Source organism: Desulfuromonas sp. DDH964 (genome assembly GCF_001611275.1).
Lineage (GTDB): Bacteria > Desulfobacterota > Desulfuromonadia > Desulfuromonadales > DDH964 > DDH964.
The window spans coordinates 775,078-792,650 of sequence record NZ_CP015080.1; the positions used below are offsets into that span (position 1 = coordinate 775,078).

The 17,573-nt window shown below is 67.2% G+C and carries 5 protein-coding genes; all 5 read right to left on the reverse strand.

Annotated elements, in window-relative coordinates; translation table 11 throughout:
- Positions 1-104: 104 nt before the first annotated feature.
- From asnB to DBW_RS03605, 5 genes are read right to left on the reverse strand one after another with little or no spacing between them, the layout of a single operon-like run.
- Complete coding sequence (asnB, locus tag DBW_RS03585) at positions 105-1,964, reverse strand: asparagine synthase (glutamine-hydrolyzing) (RefSeq protein WP_066724329.1); 1,860 nt, start codon at positions 1,962-1,964, stop codon at positions 105-107.
- Complete coding sequence (locus DBW_RS03590; RefSeq protein WP_066724337.1) at positions 1,965-13,853, reverse strand: hybrid non-ribosomal peptide synthetase/type I polyketide synthase; 11,889 nt, start codon at positions 13,851-13,853, stop codon at positions 1,965-1,967.
- The gene (locus DBW_RS03595) at positions 13,850-15,070 is read right to left on the reverse strand and encodes an ABC transporter substrate-binding protein (RefSeq protein ID WP_066724339.1); all 1,221 of its coding nucleotides are present in this window, start codon (positions 15,068-15,070) and stop codon (positions 13,850-13,852) included. The genes DBW_RS03590 and DBW_RS03595 overlap by 4 nt, the downstream gene beginning before the upstream one ends.
- A complete protein-coding gene (locus DBW_RS03600; RefSeq protein WP_066724341.1) occupies positions 15,067-15,945 on the reverse strand; it encodes a prohibitin family protein in 879 nt (292 codons plus the stop codon). Before DBW_RS03600 ends, DBW_RS03595 begins: the two co-directional genes overlap by 4 nt.
- The gene (locus tag DBW_RS03605) at positions 15,942-17,570 is read right to left on the reverse strand and encodes a cyclic peptide export ABC transporter (protein WP_066724343.1); all 1,629 of its coding nucleotides are present in this window, start codon (positions 17,568-17,570) and stop codon (positions 15,942-15,944) included. The genes DBW_RS03600 and DBW_RS03605 overlap by 4 nt, the downstream gene beginning before the upstream one ends.
- Between the last annotated feature and the right edge of the window lie 3 nt (positions 17,571-17,573).

The following is a 17,573-nucleotide window of genomic DNA, read 5'->3' on the forward strand; positions in this document are numbered from 1 at the left end:
TCCATTATCTAGCATGGCGAACCCCGGAAAAGCAAGGGATTTCCAGGGTTCGGAACAGGTGGGGCGTTGCCGGCAAGGTCAGGATGCTGCGCCGCCGGCCCGCCTTACCCCCCGTACTCTTCCAGAAACAGGCTGAAGGTGAGGACCACCATCAGCAGGTCGTTATCGAAGGTCTGATTGAGGGAAAAGCCTTCCTCCAGCGCCATCTCCTTGAGACGTTCCACCGTCTCCGGATTGAAATAATTTTCCCGCTTGACCCGCTCAAAGGAGAGGTAATCGAGGACGAACTGGCGGTCGTGGCGCAGCAGATAATCACTCCCCGGGGCGACGAAAGCGAATTTTTCGCGGTTGACGATCGCGGGGGGAACGATGTCGGTGGCGGTCTGTTTGAGCAGGGCCTTTTCGACCCCCTGGGCGATCATCAGCCGCGGCTGGATGCCGCGCACCAGTTCGATCAGGTCGAGGTCGAGGAACGGGTAGCGCCCTTCCACCGAATGGGCCATGGCCACCCGATCGCCGTGGTCGGCAAGAAGATGGTCGGCGATGCGCAGCTTGAAATCGATGTAGGAGCGCTGGTGAAAAGGATCGCGTCCGCGCAGTCGCTCACGGTTTAAAACGGGATTCCCGGTCGATTCGAAGGTGTCGAGGGCGGCGGCCAGCGCCGGGGCATAGAGGGCGCCCTTCAATTCCCGAAACGCATGATAATCCCGTTCGTAGTAAAAATCGGCGTCCCCCCAGAGGCGCTGCCGGGTCTCCCCTTCGAGGAGCTGCTCCGGGGTCGGAAAGGGAGCGGGGCGCCGCAGCCGGTCGAGGCGGTAACCGACATAGCCGCCAAAGAGCTCGTCGGCCCCCTCGCCGCTGAGAACAACCTTGTAACCCTGGTCGCGAACCATCGCCGAGAGGGCCAGCGAGCAGGTGTTGTACGACTCCTTGAGGGGAGTTTCGGCGGCGCGTATCACCTGGGGGAGGCGACTGGCGATCCCCTGCCAGTCGAAGACGGTCAGATGACGGCGGGCGTCCATCCCACTCAGCGCCAGTTCCTGAAAAGCCTGCTCGTCGATCTCTGCCTGCGCGAAACCGATGGAGAAGCAGTCCCAGTGGTCGGCGGGACGCAGGCGCTGGATCAGCCGCGCCACCAGGGAGGAATCGAGACCCCCCGAAAGGTAGAAGCCGACCGGGACATCGGCGCGCAGCCGTCGCTCAACCGCCCGGGTCAGGGTGGCGAGCAGCTCCTCGCAGAGCAGCGCCGGATCGCGCGACGGCGCCGGTTCTGCCGCCAGCGGGTAGTCCAGGTCCCAGTATTCCTGCACCTCCAGCCGGCCAGAGGCCACCCGCAGCAGCTGGCCGGCCGGCAGCGACTTGACCCCCTGAAACATGGTCTGGGGACTGGCCAGGCCGGGGAAGGTGAGGATCTGGTCGAGTCCGGCCGGGTCGATGGCCGGGCGGAAGCCGGGATACTGCAACAGGGCCTTGATCTCCGAGGCGAAGAGGAGCTGGCCCTGGTGGATGGCGTAGTAGAAGGGGCAGATGCCGATCTGGTCGCGGGCGGCGAGAAATCGCCGCGCGCGGCGGTCGTAGAGGGCAAAGGCGAACTGGCCGCGCAGGTGGTCGACGAGGTTGTCCCCGTACTCCTCATAGAGATGGACCAGGACCTCCACGTCGCTGCGGGAGCGGAAGGTGTGACCGCGGGCGAGGAGTTCGGCGCGCAGTTCCGGCTCGTTGTAGATCTCGCCATTGCAGATCGAGACCAGCGAGCCATCCTCGTTGAAATGGGGCTGTCCCCCCCCCTCCAGATCGACGATCGCCAGGCGCCGGAAACCGAAGCAGACCTCGGGTCCGGTGAAGTAGCCTTCGCCGTCCGGGCCGCGGTGGACGAGGGCAGCCGCCATCCGCGGCAGAATTACGGCGGCGTCACGGCAGTCGGTGGCAAAATCGAGGGCGAAGTAGCCGGTGATGCCGCACATCTAGCAATCGTCTCCGATCCGGTTCAGCTCGGCGAGAAAATCGGCGTCGTCGCAGCCGAGATTTCGGGTGATTTCCTGGGCCAGCTCCCGCAGCGGGGTTTCGGGGGCCCCGCTGGCAACCGCGGCGAGGCGCGCCAGGGCGGAAGCGAGGGTCGCCACTGTTTCGGGCCGGTAGAGTTCGCAGTCGTATTCGATGAAGCCGCTGAGAGGTTCGTCGTCGAAGAGTTCGAAATCGAGGTCAAAGCGGCAGCTGACCGAATCCTCGAAAAAGGGCTCGCAGTCGATACCGGGGAGCTCCAGCACCAGGGGGCGATTGTTGTGGAAAATCAGCAGCACGTCGAACAGGGGATGGCGGTTGCGGCTGCGCGGCAGGCCGAGATCCGCAACCAGGCTACTGAAGGGGTAGTCCTGGTGTTCAAATGCCGCCAGGGTCTGTTGCTGGAGCTCGTCGAGGAGGCTGGAAAAGGACTGCTCGCCCCTGAGGCGGGAGCGGATCGGCAGCAGGTTGAGAAAGTAACCGACCAGGTCGTGGGTGGCCGGATGGCTGCGGTTGGCGCTGGGGACGCCAATGATCGACTCCTCGGCATCGGCGAGGGCATAGATGAGAAGCTTGAGCAGGGCCTGCAGGACCACGAAGGGGGTGACCCGTGCCTGCCGGGCGAGCTGCCGTATCCCCTTTGCCTGCTCCGCCAGGTCAAAACGATGGCGGGCACCGCGGCCGGCGCGGACCGCCGGGCGCGGAAAATCGGCAAAGAGGTCGAGCTGCGGCAACTCGCCGGCCAGGGTAGCGCCCCAGTAACGGCGATCGGCTGCGCTGGCGTCACCGGCAAGGTAGCGCTGCTGGGCGCGGGCGAAGTCCCGGTAATGGAGCGCCGGTGGGGGCAGTTCCGCACTTTCCCCGCGCACGGCGGCGGCGTAGCCCTGGGCGAGTTCCCGGGCGAGGACCGTATCGGACCAGCCGTCGCTGATCAGGTGGTGGAAGACCAGCGCGAGGATCTGCTCCTTCTCGTCGAGCTGGAACAGGGTAGCGCGGAAGAGCGGCGCCCGCGTCAGGTCGAAGGGGGTGCGCAGCTGGGTCAGGATCGCCTCCCGCGCCGTCTGCTCGGGATCGGTGTCGCCGCGCAGGTCGACCGTGGTCAGCAGGTCGGTCATGGTGGGAAGGATCGTCTGGCAGGGTTCCCCCTGGTGCAGCTGGAAGGAGGTGCGCAGGGCCTCGTGGCGGGCGGCGCAGCCGGCGAGGGCTGTTGCCAGTGCGGCCGGGTCGAGAGGACCGTGCAGGCGGTAGGAGCCGACCGTGTTGTAGGCGCAGGAATCGGCCTGCAGCTGTTGGGTCAGCCAGAGCCCTTTCTGCCCCTCGGCGAGGGGATAATGCTCCGCCGTCGGCCCGGGTTGCAGATCCAAAACGGTCGCAGCGCTCGGTAGGGCCAGGGCCGCTGCGAGGGTCCGGGGGGTCGGATGGGTATAGATCAGCCGCAGCGGCACCTGGATCCCCAGCTCCTCCCAGATCCGGCCGGCCAGCCGCACCACCTTGAGGCTGTGGCCGCCGCAGGTGAAGAAATGGTCGTCCCGGCGCACCATCGGCAGCTCCAGCACCTGGGCAAAGAGGGCGCAGAGCAGGGTTTCATTGACTCCCGGCGGGGCCCCGGCCGGAGGAGAGGACGCCGCTTCCGGGGCGGCTGCTGCGGGGGCGAAGGCGAGCCGGGGGCGGTCGCCGCACAGGGCGCGGAGGGTACGGGCCGGTTCGGCGGCCGCGGCGGTCAGGATCGCCAGAAAACCCTCGGCGAGCTCCTCGATCTGCTGAACGGCGACCTGCGCGGCGTTGAAGCGGAAGGTGACGGCCAGTTCCTGCTGCGCAAAGAGGATCACTTCCAGGGGGTAGTGGGTATGTTCGAAGTAGTCGACCGCCGTCACCGGCGAAGTCTCCAGCCCGGTTCCGAACAGCTCCGCCACTCCATCGGCCAGGGGATAGTTCTCAAAGATCAGCAGATGGTCGAAGAGGGGATGACCGATCCGCGCCTGAAGGGCGGCCAGGCTCAGATGCTGGTGAGGACCGGCGGCGAGGTTCGCCGCCTGGAGGGTGCGTGCCAGCTCCGCCAGGGTGGTTGGCGCCGCGGGGAGCTGGGCCCGTACCGGCAGGGTGTTGATGAAGAGCCCGACCATCCCGGTCACCCCCGGCAGCTCCGGCGGCCGGCCGGAGACGGTGACGCCGAAGAGGAGATCGTCGTCCCCGCCGGCGCTATGGAGGGTCGTCGCCCAGGCCGCCTGCAACAGGGCGTTGAGGGTCAGCCCCTCCTTGCGGGCGAGGCCGGCCAGGCGCTGGAAGATGGCCGCGTCGAGGCCGAGATCGAGCTGCTGTTGCCGATAACCGACGCCGGCGGTGGTCGGAAAGAAGCGGGGCGGTTGCGCCCCGGCGAGGCGTTCTTCCCAGTACGCCAGGGTCGGCAGCTCATCGCGCCGGCCGAGCCAGGCAAGGTAGTCCGGGAAATCACCCCGCAGCGGTTCCAGTTCACCCCCCTGGTAGCGGGACACGAATTCGCGCAGCAACAGGGCGATCGACCAGCCGTCAAAGAGGATGTGGTGAAAGGTCCAGAGCACCTGCCAGTCCCGCGGACCGCGCCGGATAAGGACGATGGCGATCGGTGGCGCCGCCTCGACCCGGACCAGCCGGGCCCGTTCGGCGCGGGCCAGTTCCAGCAGCGCCGATTCCGGGTCGCTGGTGTTGTCCTGGTTCAGCTCCTCCTGGCGCAGTTCGGCACGGTGGGCCGCCAGGATAACCTGGCTGGGGGCGCCGTCCCCCTGGGGGACGAAGCGGGTGCGCAGCATGGCGTGGCGATCGGTGAGCTCCTGCCAGGTGGCGGCGAAGCGTTCCGGGTCGAGCTCGCAATCGAGGCGAAAGAGGGCCTGGTTGACGTAGGCTTCGGCGTCGCCGTCGAGCAGGGTATGAAACAGCATCCCCTCCTGCATCGGGGTCAGCGGCAGGACCCGGTCGCGGCGCGCTGGCTCCGGAGCGGGGCTGGCGCCTGCCGGAAGCGGTGCCGGCGCATGGATGGCCAGCTGCGCTGCGAGCTCGCGCAGGGTGGGATGGGCGAAGATCTGCCGGACGTCCAGCGCCATTCCTGCGTCCCGGGCCCTGGCGGCGACCAGAATGGCGCGGATCGAATCGCCGCCCAAAGTGAAGAAATTATCGTCGGCGCCGACCGTCGCGACCCCGAGGACCTGGGCGAAGATGGTCGCCAGGGGGGCGCACTCTGCAGGCACCGCCGTCACGACGGCAGGGCCGTCCTGAGGGGCGGCGGCGGGGAGCGCCTTGCGGTCGATCTTGCCGCTCGGGTTGAGAGGCATCCGTTCCAGCCGCTGAAAGCTCGCCGGCAGCATGTAGGGCGGGAGCCAGCGACCGAGGTGCTCGCGCAGTTCCTCCACGCTCGGGGGCGTCGCCCCGCCGCGCAGGGTGTAGCAGGCGGCCAGGTCGCGGACCTCGCCGCTGGCCGGCTCACGGATCGTCTTCACCGCCGCCTGCAGCAGCGCCGGGTGGGTGGTCAGGCAGTTTTCGATCTCCTGCAGCTCGATACGGTAGCCGCGCAGCTTGATCTGGTCGTCGCCGCGACCCAGAAACTCCAGTTCGCCATCCTCTTGCAGGCGGGCCAGATCGCCGGTGGCGTAGAGGCGCCCCTCCGGCGCGCCGAAGGGGTCGGGCACGAACTTGCGGGCGGTCAGCTCGGCCATCCCCAGGTAGCCGCGTCCGACGCCGGCCCCGCCGATATAGAGTTCACCCACCGTCCCCGGCGGCACCGGCCGCAACCTCCGGTCGAGGATGTAGACCTGCTCGTTGCATAGTGGCCGGCCGATGCTCGGGCGCTCCTTGCCGTTGATCCGGGTCGAGGTCGACCAGATGGTGGTCTCGGTCGGACCGTAGACGTTGAAGATCTGTGGCCGGGCGTGGCGCAGCCGGGCGAAAAGATCGGCCGGAAAGGCCTCACCGCCGATCAGCAGGGTACGCAGTCCACCCAGGACTGCCTCCTCGCCGCTCAGCTCCAGCATCAGCTTCAGCCGCGAGGGGGTGGTCTGGAAGGCCGTGACCCCTGCTTCGCGCAGCAGCGTCGCCAACGGCGTAATGGCGAGGTTGTCATCGTCGCTGGCGAGGACAATGCGGGCGCCGACCAGCAGACAGCAGAAAATTTCCAGCACCGAGATGTCGAAGGTGAAGGTGGTGACTGCCAGCAGGGTGTCGCTTTCGTCGATGCCGTAGACCTGGGGGAGGTTGTCGGTCATGGCGACGACGTTGCGGTGACTGATCATCACCCCCTTGGGGGCCCCGGTCGAGCCGGAAGTGAACATGATGTACGCCAGATTTCCCGCATCGAGGGTTGGTGACGCCAACGGCGCGTCGTCAGCGCCGGCGCACTCCTCGATCACCAGCAGCGGTCGGCCGCAGGCCGCGCTCCAGGCGTCGCACTGATGACGGCTGGCGACCAGGGCCCGGGCGTCGCTGCCGGCGAGGATGGCATTGCGGCGCTCGGCGGGGAAATCGGGCGCGATGGGGACATAGGCGGCGCCGGCCTTGAGGATGCCGAGCAGCGCGGCCACCGCCTGGGGGCTGCGTTCGCTCAGCAACGCGACCCGCTCGTCGGGCTGCGGCGCGACCAGCGCGGTCAGCGCCCGGGCGATGCGGTTCGATTCTTGGTCGAGCCAGGCGCGGGAGAACTCCTGGCCGGCAAAGACCAGCGCCGTCGCCGCGGGGTTCGCGGCCAGCTGCCGGGCCCAGAGTCCCGGGATGGTGGCCGTGGCGGCGAAGGGCCGGGTGGTGCGGTTGAGGGCGGCCAGGCGCTGCACTTCGTCCTCGTCCAGCAGTTCGATGGCTGCCGGGGCGGTCCGCGGTTCGGAGGCGAGGGCGGTCAGCAGCCGCACCAGCCGGCCCGCCAGCCGTTCCATGGTCTCGCGCCGGAAGAGGGCGGTGGCATACTCCAGCCGGCAATGGAGCTCGCCGTCGGCCTCGATCGCCTCGAAAGTAAGGTCGAACATCGCCGTCGGCTTGTTGTAGGGGACCGGGGTGCAGACCAGGCCGGGAAGCTGCAGCAGCCGGTCCTGCCCCTTTTCGAAGATGAACATGGTGTCGAAGAGCGGGTTGCGGCCGAGGTCGCGGGGGACGTCGAGGTCCTGCAGCAGCTTGTCAAAGGGGTAGGCCTGATGTTCATAGGCGCGCAGGAAGTCCTTTTGGACCTGGCGCGCGAGGTCGCGGAAGGGGAGGGTGTCGTCGATCTGCAGCGGCAGCGCCAGGGTGTTGGCGAACATGCCGACGCTGCGCTCCCAGCCGGCCGGCCGGGCATCGACGGGAATCCCGATGGCCAGTCGGGCTTCGCCGCTCAGCCGGCTCAGCAGGGCCCCGTAGCCGGCCAGCAGCAAGGCAAAGAGGGAGACCCCGGCGCTGCCGGCCGCACCCTTGAGAGCGGCGGTGGTGGCGGTTGGCAGGTCGAAGAAGAGGTTGTCGCCGCGATGATCCTGCTCGGCCGGACGCGGGAAGTCGGTCGGCAGTGCCAGCGGCGGTACCGGTTCGGCGAAGGCCTGCAGCCAGAACGTCCGGTCGGCCGTGGCGGCTGGCGAATCAGGGTAGCTCCCCTCCGCGGCAACGAAGGCGGCGAAGTGAGGGGGGATGGCCGGGAGGGGCTGGCCGGCATAACCGGCCATGACCTCCTGCACCAGCAGGCTCAGGGCCAGGCCGTCGGCGACCAGGTGGTGAAAATCGAAGACGAGCAGATGCCTATCCTCGCCCAGGGTGAAGAGTGCCGCCCGGACCAGCAACTCCTCGGCGAGGTCGAAAGGGCGGACGAATTCGGCGATCAGCTCGGCGATCGGGCGACCCGCGGCGGCCCGGCGTTCCAGGCGCAAGGAGCGTTCGGCGTCGAAGAGCTGGCACGGGCGGTCGTTTGCGAAGAGGAAGCGGGCGCCCAGGGCCGGATGGCGCGGAAGGAGGGCGGCGATGGCGGCTTCGAGACGTTGCAGGTCGAGGGGGCCGTCGAGCTGGTAGGCGAGGGGGAGATTGTAGAGGGTCTTCTCGGCGCTGAGCTGGTCGTAGACCAGCAGGCGTTGCTGGGCGCTGGTCAGCGGAGCGCTGGCTGGCGCCGCAGCCGCCGGCCCTGCGCCGGCGTGGGCAAAGGCAAACCCGCCGGCGCGCAGCCGGGCGACGGCCTGCTCCACCGCGGCAACCACCCGGTCGATGTCGGCGGCGCTGTGGGCGGCGCTCAAAAAGCAGATCCGTCGTTCCCAGGTATAGATCCCCTGCTCCATCAGCAGGTGAAAGAAGAGATCCATTTCGATCGGGTCGAGGGCCAGGCTGTACTTCCCCTGCCCTTCGAAACGGAACATGGAGCCGTAATGGGCGAGTTTCACCGGCACCTTGGCCGTGGCGAAAAAGGCGTTGAGGCGCTGCGCCAGATCGTCGAGAAGCGCTCCGACCCGGGCCTGCAACGCCGGACCTTCGGCCCGGATCCGGGTCAGGGCGGCCCGGGCCGCGGCCAGGGCGAGGGGGTGCTTGACGTAGGTGCCACCAAAGAAGGTGAGTTCATCGCCGGGATGGGAGTCGTCGCCGAACTGCCAGTCGCCGCCGTCGATGGCGTCGAGGTAGCGGGCGCTGCCGGCGACCACGGAAAGCGGCAGGCCGCCGCCGATTGCCTTACCGTAGATCACCAGATCGGCGCGCACCCCGAAGATGGCCTGAGCGCCCCCCGGGTGCATGCGGAAGCCGGTGATGGTTTCGTCGAAGATGAGCGGAACCTCCAACTCGCGGGTCAGCGCCCGCAACTGGCGCAGGAATTCGACCGGCACCAGGGTCGGGTTGCGGCTCTGCACCGGCTCGACCAGTACCGCCGCCAGGGTGCCGGCCTGGCGGCGGATCTGCTCGAAGGCCGCGCTGTCGCCGTAGGTGAGGATCTGGACATCCTCGACCATCTTGCGGGGAATGCCGGTGGCGGTCGGATAGGTAGTGCCGTCAACCGCCGTCGCCAGGACACCGTCAAAGGTGCCGTGGTAGGAATTGCCGAATATCACCACCCGGTCCCGACCGGTAACCGCCCGCGACAGCCGCAGTGCGACCATTACCGCCTCCGAACCGGTATTGCAGAAGGCGACCCGTTCCACCCCGGTCAGCTCGCTGATCAGCTCGGCGACCTCCCCGGCCAGCTGCGACTGGGGGCCGAGTTCGAAGCCCGACTCAAGCTGTTCGCGCAGGGCTGCGACCACTTCCTGCGGGCGATGACCGAGAAAGGTGACGCCGTAACCCATGGCGAGGTCGATATAGGTATTGCCGTCGATATCGACGAAGTGAGCCCCCTGCGAATGGGCGGCGACGATCGGATAGACCAGCTCCTTGAGGCTCTGTTTGTAGCCGAGGGAGTTGATCCAGTCGGCCAGGACCCGGCGATAACGGGCGGCCCTCGCCTTGGAGCCGGCGGTTTTGCGGTTGAAATCAGTGGCGAAATCGGCGATGAAGCGCTGCTGGTCGGCACTGAGCTGGTCCGGAGTCAACCGCATGGAGCGGAAATTGAATTTCGGGGTGGCGGTCGCCTCTCCGGCTTCCGGCCCGGCGGCAGGGGGGGCGACGGCCGCCGTGGTTCCCAGCAGGTCGAGCTGACGATGGCAGAGCTCGCGCAGCGTCTCCAGCTGGCGGGCGCAGAGTTCGACCAGGTCCGGACTGTCGCTGGCCGGTGCGACCGGGGGTGCCGCCGCGGTGCTGACAGGCGCTGGCGCCAAAGCAGCTGGCGGCGGCGCCGCAGCGGCGAGGTGCCCGGCAAGTTTGCCGAGGGTGTCGAAGCTTTCGTAAAAGTCGCCCAGGGGGATGTTGATGTCGAACTCCTTGGCGATCTGCTGGCGGATCTGCACCAGCATCAGCGAATCGAGTCCGAGTTCGAACAGGTTGGCCTGCGGATCGAGCTCGGCCGGCTCTTTCCAGGTGATCTGCTGCACGATGCGGTGCAGCGCCGCCAGGCTCGCCGCGACGGCCGAGGTTCCGGCAGGGGTAGAGAGCGTGGACGGGTTGGCGGGGGGCGCAGGGACGGTCATCGGCGGGGCACCTCCTGGCAGGGGGAAGAGCTGGTGCTCGAAGGGGTAGAGGGGGAGTGCCCGCTTGCGCGGGGCAAAGGGGGCAAAGACCTCGGGCCAGGCGACTGCAAAGCCGCGCAGGTAGAGCTCGCGTAACGATTCGAACAGGGGCGTCAGCCCCGGCCGGGTGCGGGAGGCGGTCTGCATCAGCCCCGTTCCCGGGGGAGGGCCCGCGCTGCGGACCAGGCTGGTCAGGACCGAGGAGGGACCGAGTTCGATGAACTCCGTCACTCCGAGGCGCACGGCGCTGGCCAGGCCGCGGCCGAAATCGACCGGCTGGCGCAGATGCTGGCACCAGTAGTCGGCGCTGAATCCCTCCCCGGCGGCAAAGGGTTCGCCGCTGAGGTTGCTGATCACCGGGATCCGCGGCGGTCGATGGGTGATTTCGGCGCAGAAGGCGGCAAACGGTTCCAGAGCCGGTTCGATCAGCCGGCAGTGGGAGGCGAAGTGGATTGCCAGTTGGGTGCAGTCGATCCCCTCGCTTTCCAGACGGCGGCAGAAGTCGGCCAGTTCCGCCTCGGCGCCGGCCACCACCAGCTGCGCCGGGCCATTGATGACCGCCAAATCGAGACCGGGGAATTCGGCCAGCATCGCCTCGACCCGGTCCCGTGCGGCCATGACCGTCGCCATGCGCCCCTGGACCGGCAGGGCGGCAGTGAGCTCGCCGCGCTTGACGATCAGGCGGATCGCCGTGTCGAGGTCGAGGGCGCCGGCGAGGGTTGCGGCGACATATTCGCCGAGACTGTGGCCGATCAGCAGGTCGGGAGTCACCCCGAAGGAGCGCCAGAGGGCGAAAGCCCCCCAGGCGAAGCAGAGGTAGGCGAGCTGGGCGAAGGGACTCTCGTCGATGCGGGCGCGGTCGGCGGCGCTGGCGGGGCAGAGAACGGGCAGGATCGGGAACCCCTGGGCGGCGCAGCGCGCGGCGCAATCGTCGACGGCCGCGCGAAAGCTGGGATAGGTCTGGTGGAGCTCCGCGCCCATGGCGGAATACTGGGTTCCCTGGCCCGGCAGCAGCATGGCGAGCTGGCCGCGGTTGGACGCTACCCGCGGTGCCCCCTCCCCGGCCAGGAACCGTTCGAGGCGGGCGTCGAGCTGTTCGGCGTCCTCGACCAGGGTGGCAAATCGGTAGGGGTGGTGGTCGCGGGTGGTCAACTGGGAAAAGGCGAGGTGGTGATCGCAGTTCAGCGTCCCGGCCTGCATTTCCTCCCGGTAGCGCCGGGCCAGGGCCCGCAGCGAGCCCTCGCTGCGGGCCGAGATGGCAAACAGCCAGGGTGGGACCGCAGCTGCCGCCTGGGGGGCGGGTACCGGCGGGGGCGCCTCCAGCAACAGATGGGCGTTGGTACCGCTGAAGCCGAAAGCGCTGACCCCGGCGATGCGCGGCCGGTCGACCGGCCAGCGCTGGGGATCGGGCGAGGCCCGGAACGGGATGTGCTGCCAGTCGATCTGACTGGAGGGGGGTGTGAGATGGCAGATGCCGGGGACCTCGCCGCTCTGCAGGGCGAGGATCGTTTTGATCACCCCGGCCACGCCGGCGCAGGCTTCCAGGTGACCGAACTGGCTCTTCAAGGCACCGAGCAGGATGGGCGGCAGTGCCGGATCGCGGGCGGCGAAGGCCGCGGTCAGGGCGCCGATTTCGATCGGATCGCCGAGGGGGGTGCCGGTGCCGTGGGTCTCGATCAGGCCGACGGCGTCGTAATCGAGTCCGGCATCGGCCAAGGCCCGGCCGATCAGGTCGCTCTGGGCGGCGCCGTTAGGGGCGGTCAAGCCGTTGCTGCGGCCGTCCTGGTTGACTGCCGAACCGCGGATCGTTGCCAGGATCGGATCGCCGGCGGCCTGCGCCGCGGCAAGGGGTTTGAGGACCAGCAGAGCGCACCCCTCGCCGCGGGCGTAGCCGTCGGCGGCAGCGGCAAAGGGCTTGCAGCTCTGCGTCGGTGAGAGGGCGCCGAGGGTGCGCATACTGTCGAAAAGACGCCGTGACAGGATCAGGTTGACGCCGCCGGCCAGGGCCAGCTCGCACTCCCCCTGGCGCAGGGCGCGCACCGCCTGGTGCAGGGCGACCAGGGAGGAGGAGCAGGCGGTGTCAATGGAGAGGGCCGGGCCCCTGAAATCGTGAAAATAACTGAGCCGGCCGCTGGCGGTATTGAACATGGCGCCGGTGGCAAGGTAGGGGGAGTCGATCGGCCGGCGTTGGCCGAGCTCCTTGAAATCGTCGGTGCTGATGCCGAGGAAGACGCCGACGTTGGCGCCGCGCAGGCTGCCGGGAGCGATCCGGGCCGACTCCAGCGCCTGGCAGGAGACTTCGAGCAGCAGCCGCTGCTGGGGGTCGAGGTCAGCGGCCTCGGCGGCGGAGATATGGAAGTAACGGGCATCGAAGCCGATCGGCAGCGGTTGCAGAAAGGCAGCACTCTCTCCGGCCAGCTCCGGTCGGTCGGCCGGGGCGGCGGTGACGGCATTGGCGCCGCTGCGCAAAAAGGCGGACAGCCGCCCGGGCGAATCGAGGTCGGGCGGAAAGCGAAAAGCCATACCGATGATCGCCACGGGAGTCCCCGCGGCGGCCTGGGGGGCTCCCCGCCGCACGGAAGGGGGGGGCGCGGCCTCCAGGAAACGCAGGAAAGCGGCCGGTAGCGGATGCAGGAAAAAACTGGCCGGAGAAATGCGCCGGCCGAGACGGGCGCCGAGCCGTTGGGCGAGTTCCATCAGCTGCAGGGAAGTCAGCCCCAGCTCGGACCAGCTCGCTTCCTCTTCCAGGTCCGGGTTCCTGCCAAGCTGGCGGGTCAGCTCCGCAACCAGGGCCTCGCGCGGGGACGTCGCGGCTGCCGTTTCCTCCCGCGCCGCCGGGGCTGGCGCAGCCGCCAGTTCATCCGCCAGGGTCGCGAGCCGGGCCGGTTCGTCGCACCCCTGCTCCAGGGGGGCGAAGACCCGGCCCGCGGCGCCGTATCCGGCAAGATCGGCGCGCAGGCCGAGGGCGAGGGTCGGGTGCGGAGTGATTTCGAGGAAATCGACGGCCGCATCGGTGCTCAGAATCGTCGCCACCGCCTGGCTGAAGAGGATCGGCTGGCGGATATGCCGGCGCCAGTAGGCCGCGTCCCAGGGCCCGGCAAAGGGGCCGCCGGTCAGGGATGAATAGTAGGAATACCGGGATGGTGCGGTCGCCAGTTTGGCGATGGCGGCGGAAAACCGGTCGAGATGAGGGTCGAGAATCTGGCTGTGAAAGGCGATGCTGGTGCGTAGCGAACGACAGAAAACCTGGTTGGCGCCGAGTTCAACGGTCAGCTGCGCCAGTTGTTCCGCGCTGCCGGCGAAGACCACCGAGTTGCGGCTGTTGCAGGCGGCGATCTCCAGCCCCGGCCGGGCGCTGGCCAGTTCTGCGGCCCGCTCCGGGGGGAGGGCGACGAAGAGCATCTCCCCCTGGCCGGCGACGGCGCGAATCAGGGCGAGATGGGCAACGACCAGCTCGACCGCGGCGGCCGGGGTGAGAATGCCGGCGGTGACGGCGGCGGCGACCTCCCCCGAACTGTGGCCGATCACTCCGGTCGGCACAATGCCACGCCTTATCAGGGATCGGGCCAGGGCGGTCTGGTAGCTGAAGGTTTGCAGATGGGAGTAATCGGAACGGTCGATCAGCGCCGGATCGGCCAGCCGCAGCAACTCGCCCGGCGGCGGTTCCCCCGCGGCGACAAAGAGCGGGTCGAGTTCCGCCACGGCGTCAGCGAAGACCGGGTCCGACTTCAGCAGGGCCTGGCCCATGCCGGCCCATTGGGCTCCCAGCCCGGGAAAGACGAAAATCAGAGGTTTCACGGCCCCCCCTTGCTTCCCCCGGGCGTCGTGGGCGGGGGCTGGCAGGATTGGATCGGGACGGTGCCGTCCGGAAAGATCCAGGCACCCTGGCGGATCTGCCCCCGATAGAACCTTTCCCCTTCCAGACTGCCGTCGGGGGCAAAGGAGATTTTTCCCCTGACCAGGTCCCAGTCGGGGAGGAAGCGGACATGGGCGAAGAGGGTCCGCGCCTCCAGCGATCCGGTGGCGCGGATCGATTCGGCCAGGAGCATGATCCCGTCGTAGGTGTCCCGCGCCCAGAGGTCGGGTTCGGTCCCATAGCGGGCGACAAAGGCCTGGACGAATTCAGCAGTCTTCCCTTCTTCCCCGGGATGGAAGGTGGTCAGTGCCTCGAACCCCTCGCCGGCCGGCCCGAGCAGCTGCGGCGTCTCTTTGCGCAGCGCCGAGCTGTCGCCATAGACGCGGCCGCGCAGGCCGAATTCCCTGAGCTGCTTGACGAAATCGGGCAATTGCTGATAGCTGCCGGAAAAGTAGATGGCGTCGGCTGTCGCCATCGCGTCTTCGGAGAGGACGTGGCGGAAATCGCGGACCCAGGCCGGCACCGTGCGCTGAATCGGCGGGTTCCCGCCGAGGTCGCGAAACGCCTTGATCAGATCGGCGGCACTCTGGGCCGAAAAGCTGCTCTGGTCGCCGATGATGGCGAGGTTTTTATCCCCCCGGCAGCGCAGCAGTTCGGCCAGCGCCCGGGTGTAGTCGCTGGTGTTGAAGTGGGGCCGGACCGCATGCTGGAAGGAGTAGCCGGTCAGGGAGGGGAGTTCGGCGCCGATGATGACGTAGAAGAGGTTCTTCGCTTCGGTGGCCACCAGGGTGTCGAGGGCGAGACTCGAATAGTAGGAGCCGACCAGGGCGTTATAGCTCGGGTCGCCGCTGATTTTACGCGACAGCTCGGCATTGCGGTCGGTATCGCCGCCGTTGTTGAAAAAGACCAGTTGCAGCGGTTTGCCGCCGATGCCGCCGGCGGCGTTGATCTGCTCGGCAGCCAACTGGGCGCCTTCCCGGGTGAGATCGCGCGGTTTTCCGGGCAGCTCGAAGGGCCAGAGGAGGGCGACCTTGACCTGCTCGACCTGGGAAAGTTCGGTGGGACGCTGGTCCGCAATATCGCTGTCGCGCTGGTGCAACCAGATCTGCAGCGCGCCAATGGCGAGGGCCAGAAGGAGGAAGTTGCGAATCAGCTTCATTGCTGGCCGCCGCCCGCCGGAGCGGTTTCGCCGGTATTGAGGATGATCGGCAGCCCCCCCTTGCCGGAACCGATCACGATCACCTTGGCGTTGTTCGATTCGGCCAGTTGGCGGGTCGCCTCGACCCCTTTCCAGGTCAGGACCCGGTCGGTCAGGGAACTGTTCACCAAATCGTTGTACCCCTTGACCCCGCCCGCTTCGATGACCTTGCGGCGGGCTTCCTTCTCGGCCTGCCGGAGCTTGAATTCATAGGCCTTGGCCAACTGGTCCTGCTCGAGTTTGTTTTCGATGGCACTGACCAGGACTTTCGGCAGGATCACCTGGCGGATGACGACGCTCTCGATCAGCACGAAGCGCCGCATCACCTTTTCCAGCGACTCCTTGAGAATTCCCTCGACGACCGCCTGCTTCTGCGAATAGAGCTCCTCCGCCGTATACTGGCCGACGGCCTGGCGGATGACAGCCTCGGTTTCTGGCAGGACGATCTTCTCCAGATAGTCGGGCCCGATGTTTTTATGCAGCAGACCGAGGGTCTGGTAAAGAGGGCGATAACGGATCGCCAGGGTCAGTTTGATCGGCAGCCCTTCGCTGGAGAGGGCCTCGAAGTCGGAATAGTTGGTCTGCACCCGGCCATCGTAGATCTGCATCCGGTCCCAGGGGGCGATGACGTGGAAGCCTTCGGCAAAGACCCGATCGGTGACGGTCCCGCCGAAAAAGCGGCGGAACAGAACCCCCCCATGACCGGCATCGATGGTGATGAAGATCCGTGGCCAGAAGAAGAGGACGCAGAAGACGAGCAGCATGGCGAGGATGGCCAGGCTCGGCAGATTGCCCCGAATCCAGCCCTTGAGCCGTTGTTTTACCGAGATTGTCATGAACGTTCGCTCCTGTGCTGGAGGGTGCCACAGTCCAGTTTGATCAGTTCGTCGGCGATGTCGAAATAGCGGTCGTCATGACTGATGACAATGACCGTCTTTCCCTTCGCCTTCAGTTCGGGGAGGAACTCGCGGTAGAAGAACTCACGGAACTCGGGATCCTGGTCGGCGGCGACTTCGTCGAAGAGGCAGATCGGTCGTTCCTCGATGAGGGCACAGACCAGGGCGATCCGCTTGCGTTGGCCGGTGGAGAGATTGAGGTTGCCAAAACCCTCCTGCGGACTGTAGCCGGTCTTGTCGGCGATCTGCAGCCGCTGCAACCATCCCGTGACCTGCTCCGGATCGGTCTGCCGGTAGCCGTAGAGGCGGTCAAAGAGATGGAAGTCGGTGAAGATGACCGAAAAGAGCTCCCGGTAGGGACCGTAGTCGGCACGCTTCAGGGGCGGGCCGTCGAGGCGGATGGTGCCGCTCTGGGGATAGTAGAGGCCGGCCAAAAGTTTCATCAGGGTGGTTTTGCCGCTGCCGTTGCCGCCGGTGACGAAATGGATCTGCCCCTTGCAGATGGTCAAATCGAGGGGGCCGAGGGTGAAAAGGGTCTGGTCGTCCCGCAGGTAATTGTAGGTCACCCCCTGCAGAACGATCCGCGCGAAATCGTCGGGGGCTGCTGCCGCTGTCTGGTCGGAGCGGTCGTCGTGCTGCGCCAGCCGCGTCTCCAGTTTCTGCAGACTGTCGATGGCGAGGCGCGCCTTGGAGAGCATCGGGATCGAGTCGACGATGATGCCGATGGGCCCGGCGACGAAGAGGACGACGGCGACGATGGCGATGGTCGTCTCCGGGGTGGTCAGCTCGAAATTGGGCAGCAGAAAGACCATCGCCCCCATCAGCAGGAAGAAGAGGGTCTGGGAGAGGACGATGGAGGAGACGAAGCTCCTCTCCGTCTCCTGCTTCAGCCGGTCGGTCTCCTCCAGAGTGGTCGCCAGAAAATGGTGATAAAGGTCGTCACCCTTGCGGACGTTGACCTTGAGCTCCTTGAAGCCGCTGAGGAAATGGTCGAGCAGGGCAAAGAAGCGGACCTCGTTGGCCTGGTAGGCGCGCAGGGCGGCGGCGGTCCGGGCCTGGTTGAGCTGATAGACCATGACCCCGACACCGATGACCAGCAGAACAATCCAGAAGGCGGTCGGGGAGAGGAGATAAATGTAGACAGAGGAGACCAGGAGCATGATTGCTCCGGAAGAGGCCGAGACCGCCATTCGCGACGATTCGTAGATGATCTCGCCATGCTCCAGCAGACTGCGGTAGATGGTGCGGTCGCCGACCGCGTCGAAGCCATCGAGCCCCATGCGCCGTACCGAGCCGATGATCCGCAGGTTGGTGCCGGAGAGATTTTGCTGCACCACCCGGGTGGTGCCGAGCAGCGCATAGCGCTTGGCCTGGACGTAGACCAGAATGCAGAGGATGAACATCAAAAAGTAGCGGACACTGATCTCCGAAAAGTCGCTGGCCACCGAATTGACGATGACCATGAAAGCCGCGTTGGCGACCCCGGCGACCAGAGTCGCGGCCAGAATCCTGCTCCGCGCGGGGCCGGCCTGGCTGAAAAGAAAACGATAAATTGTCAGGTCCATTGC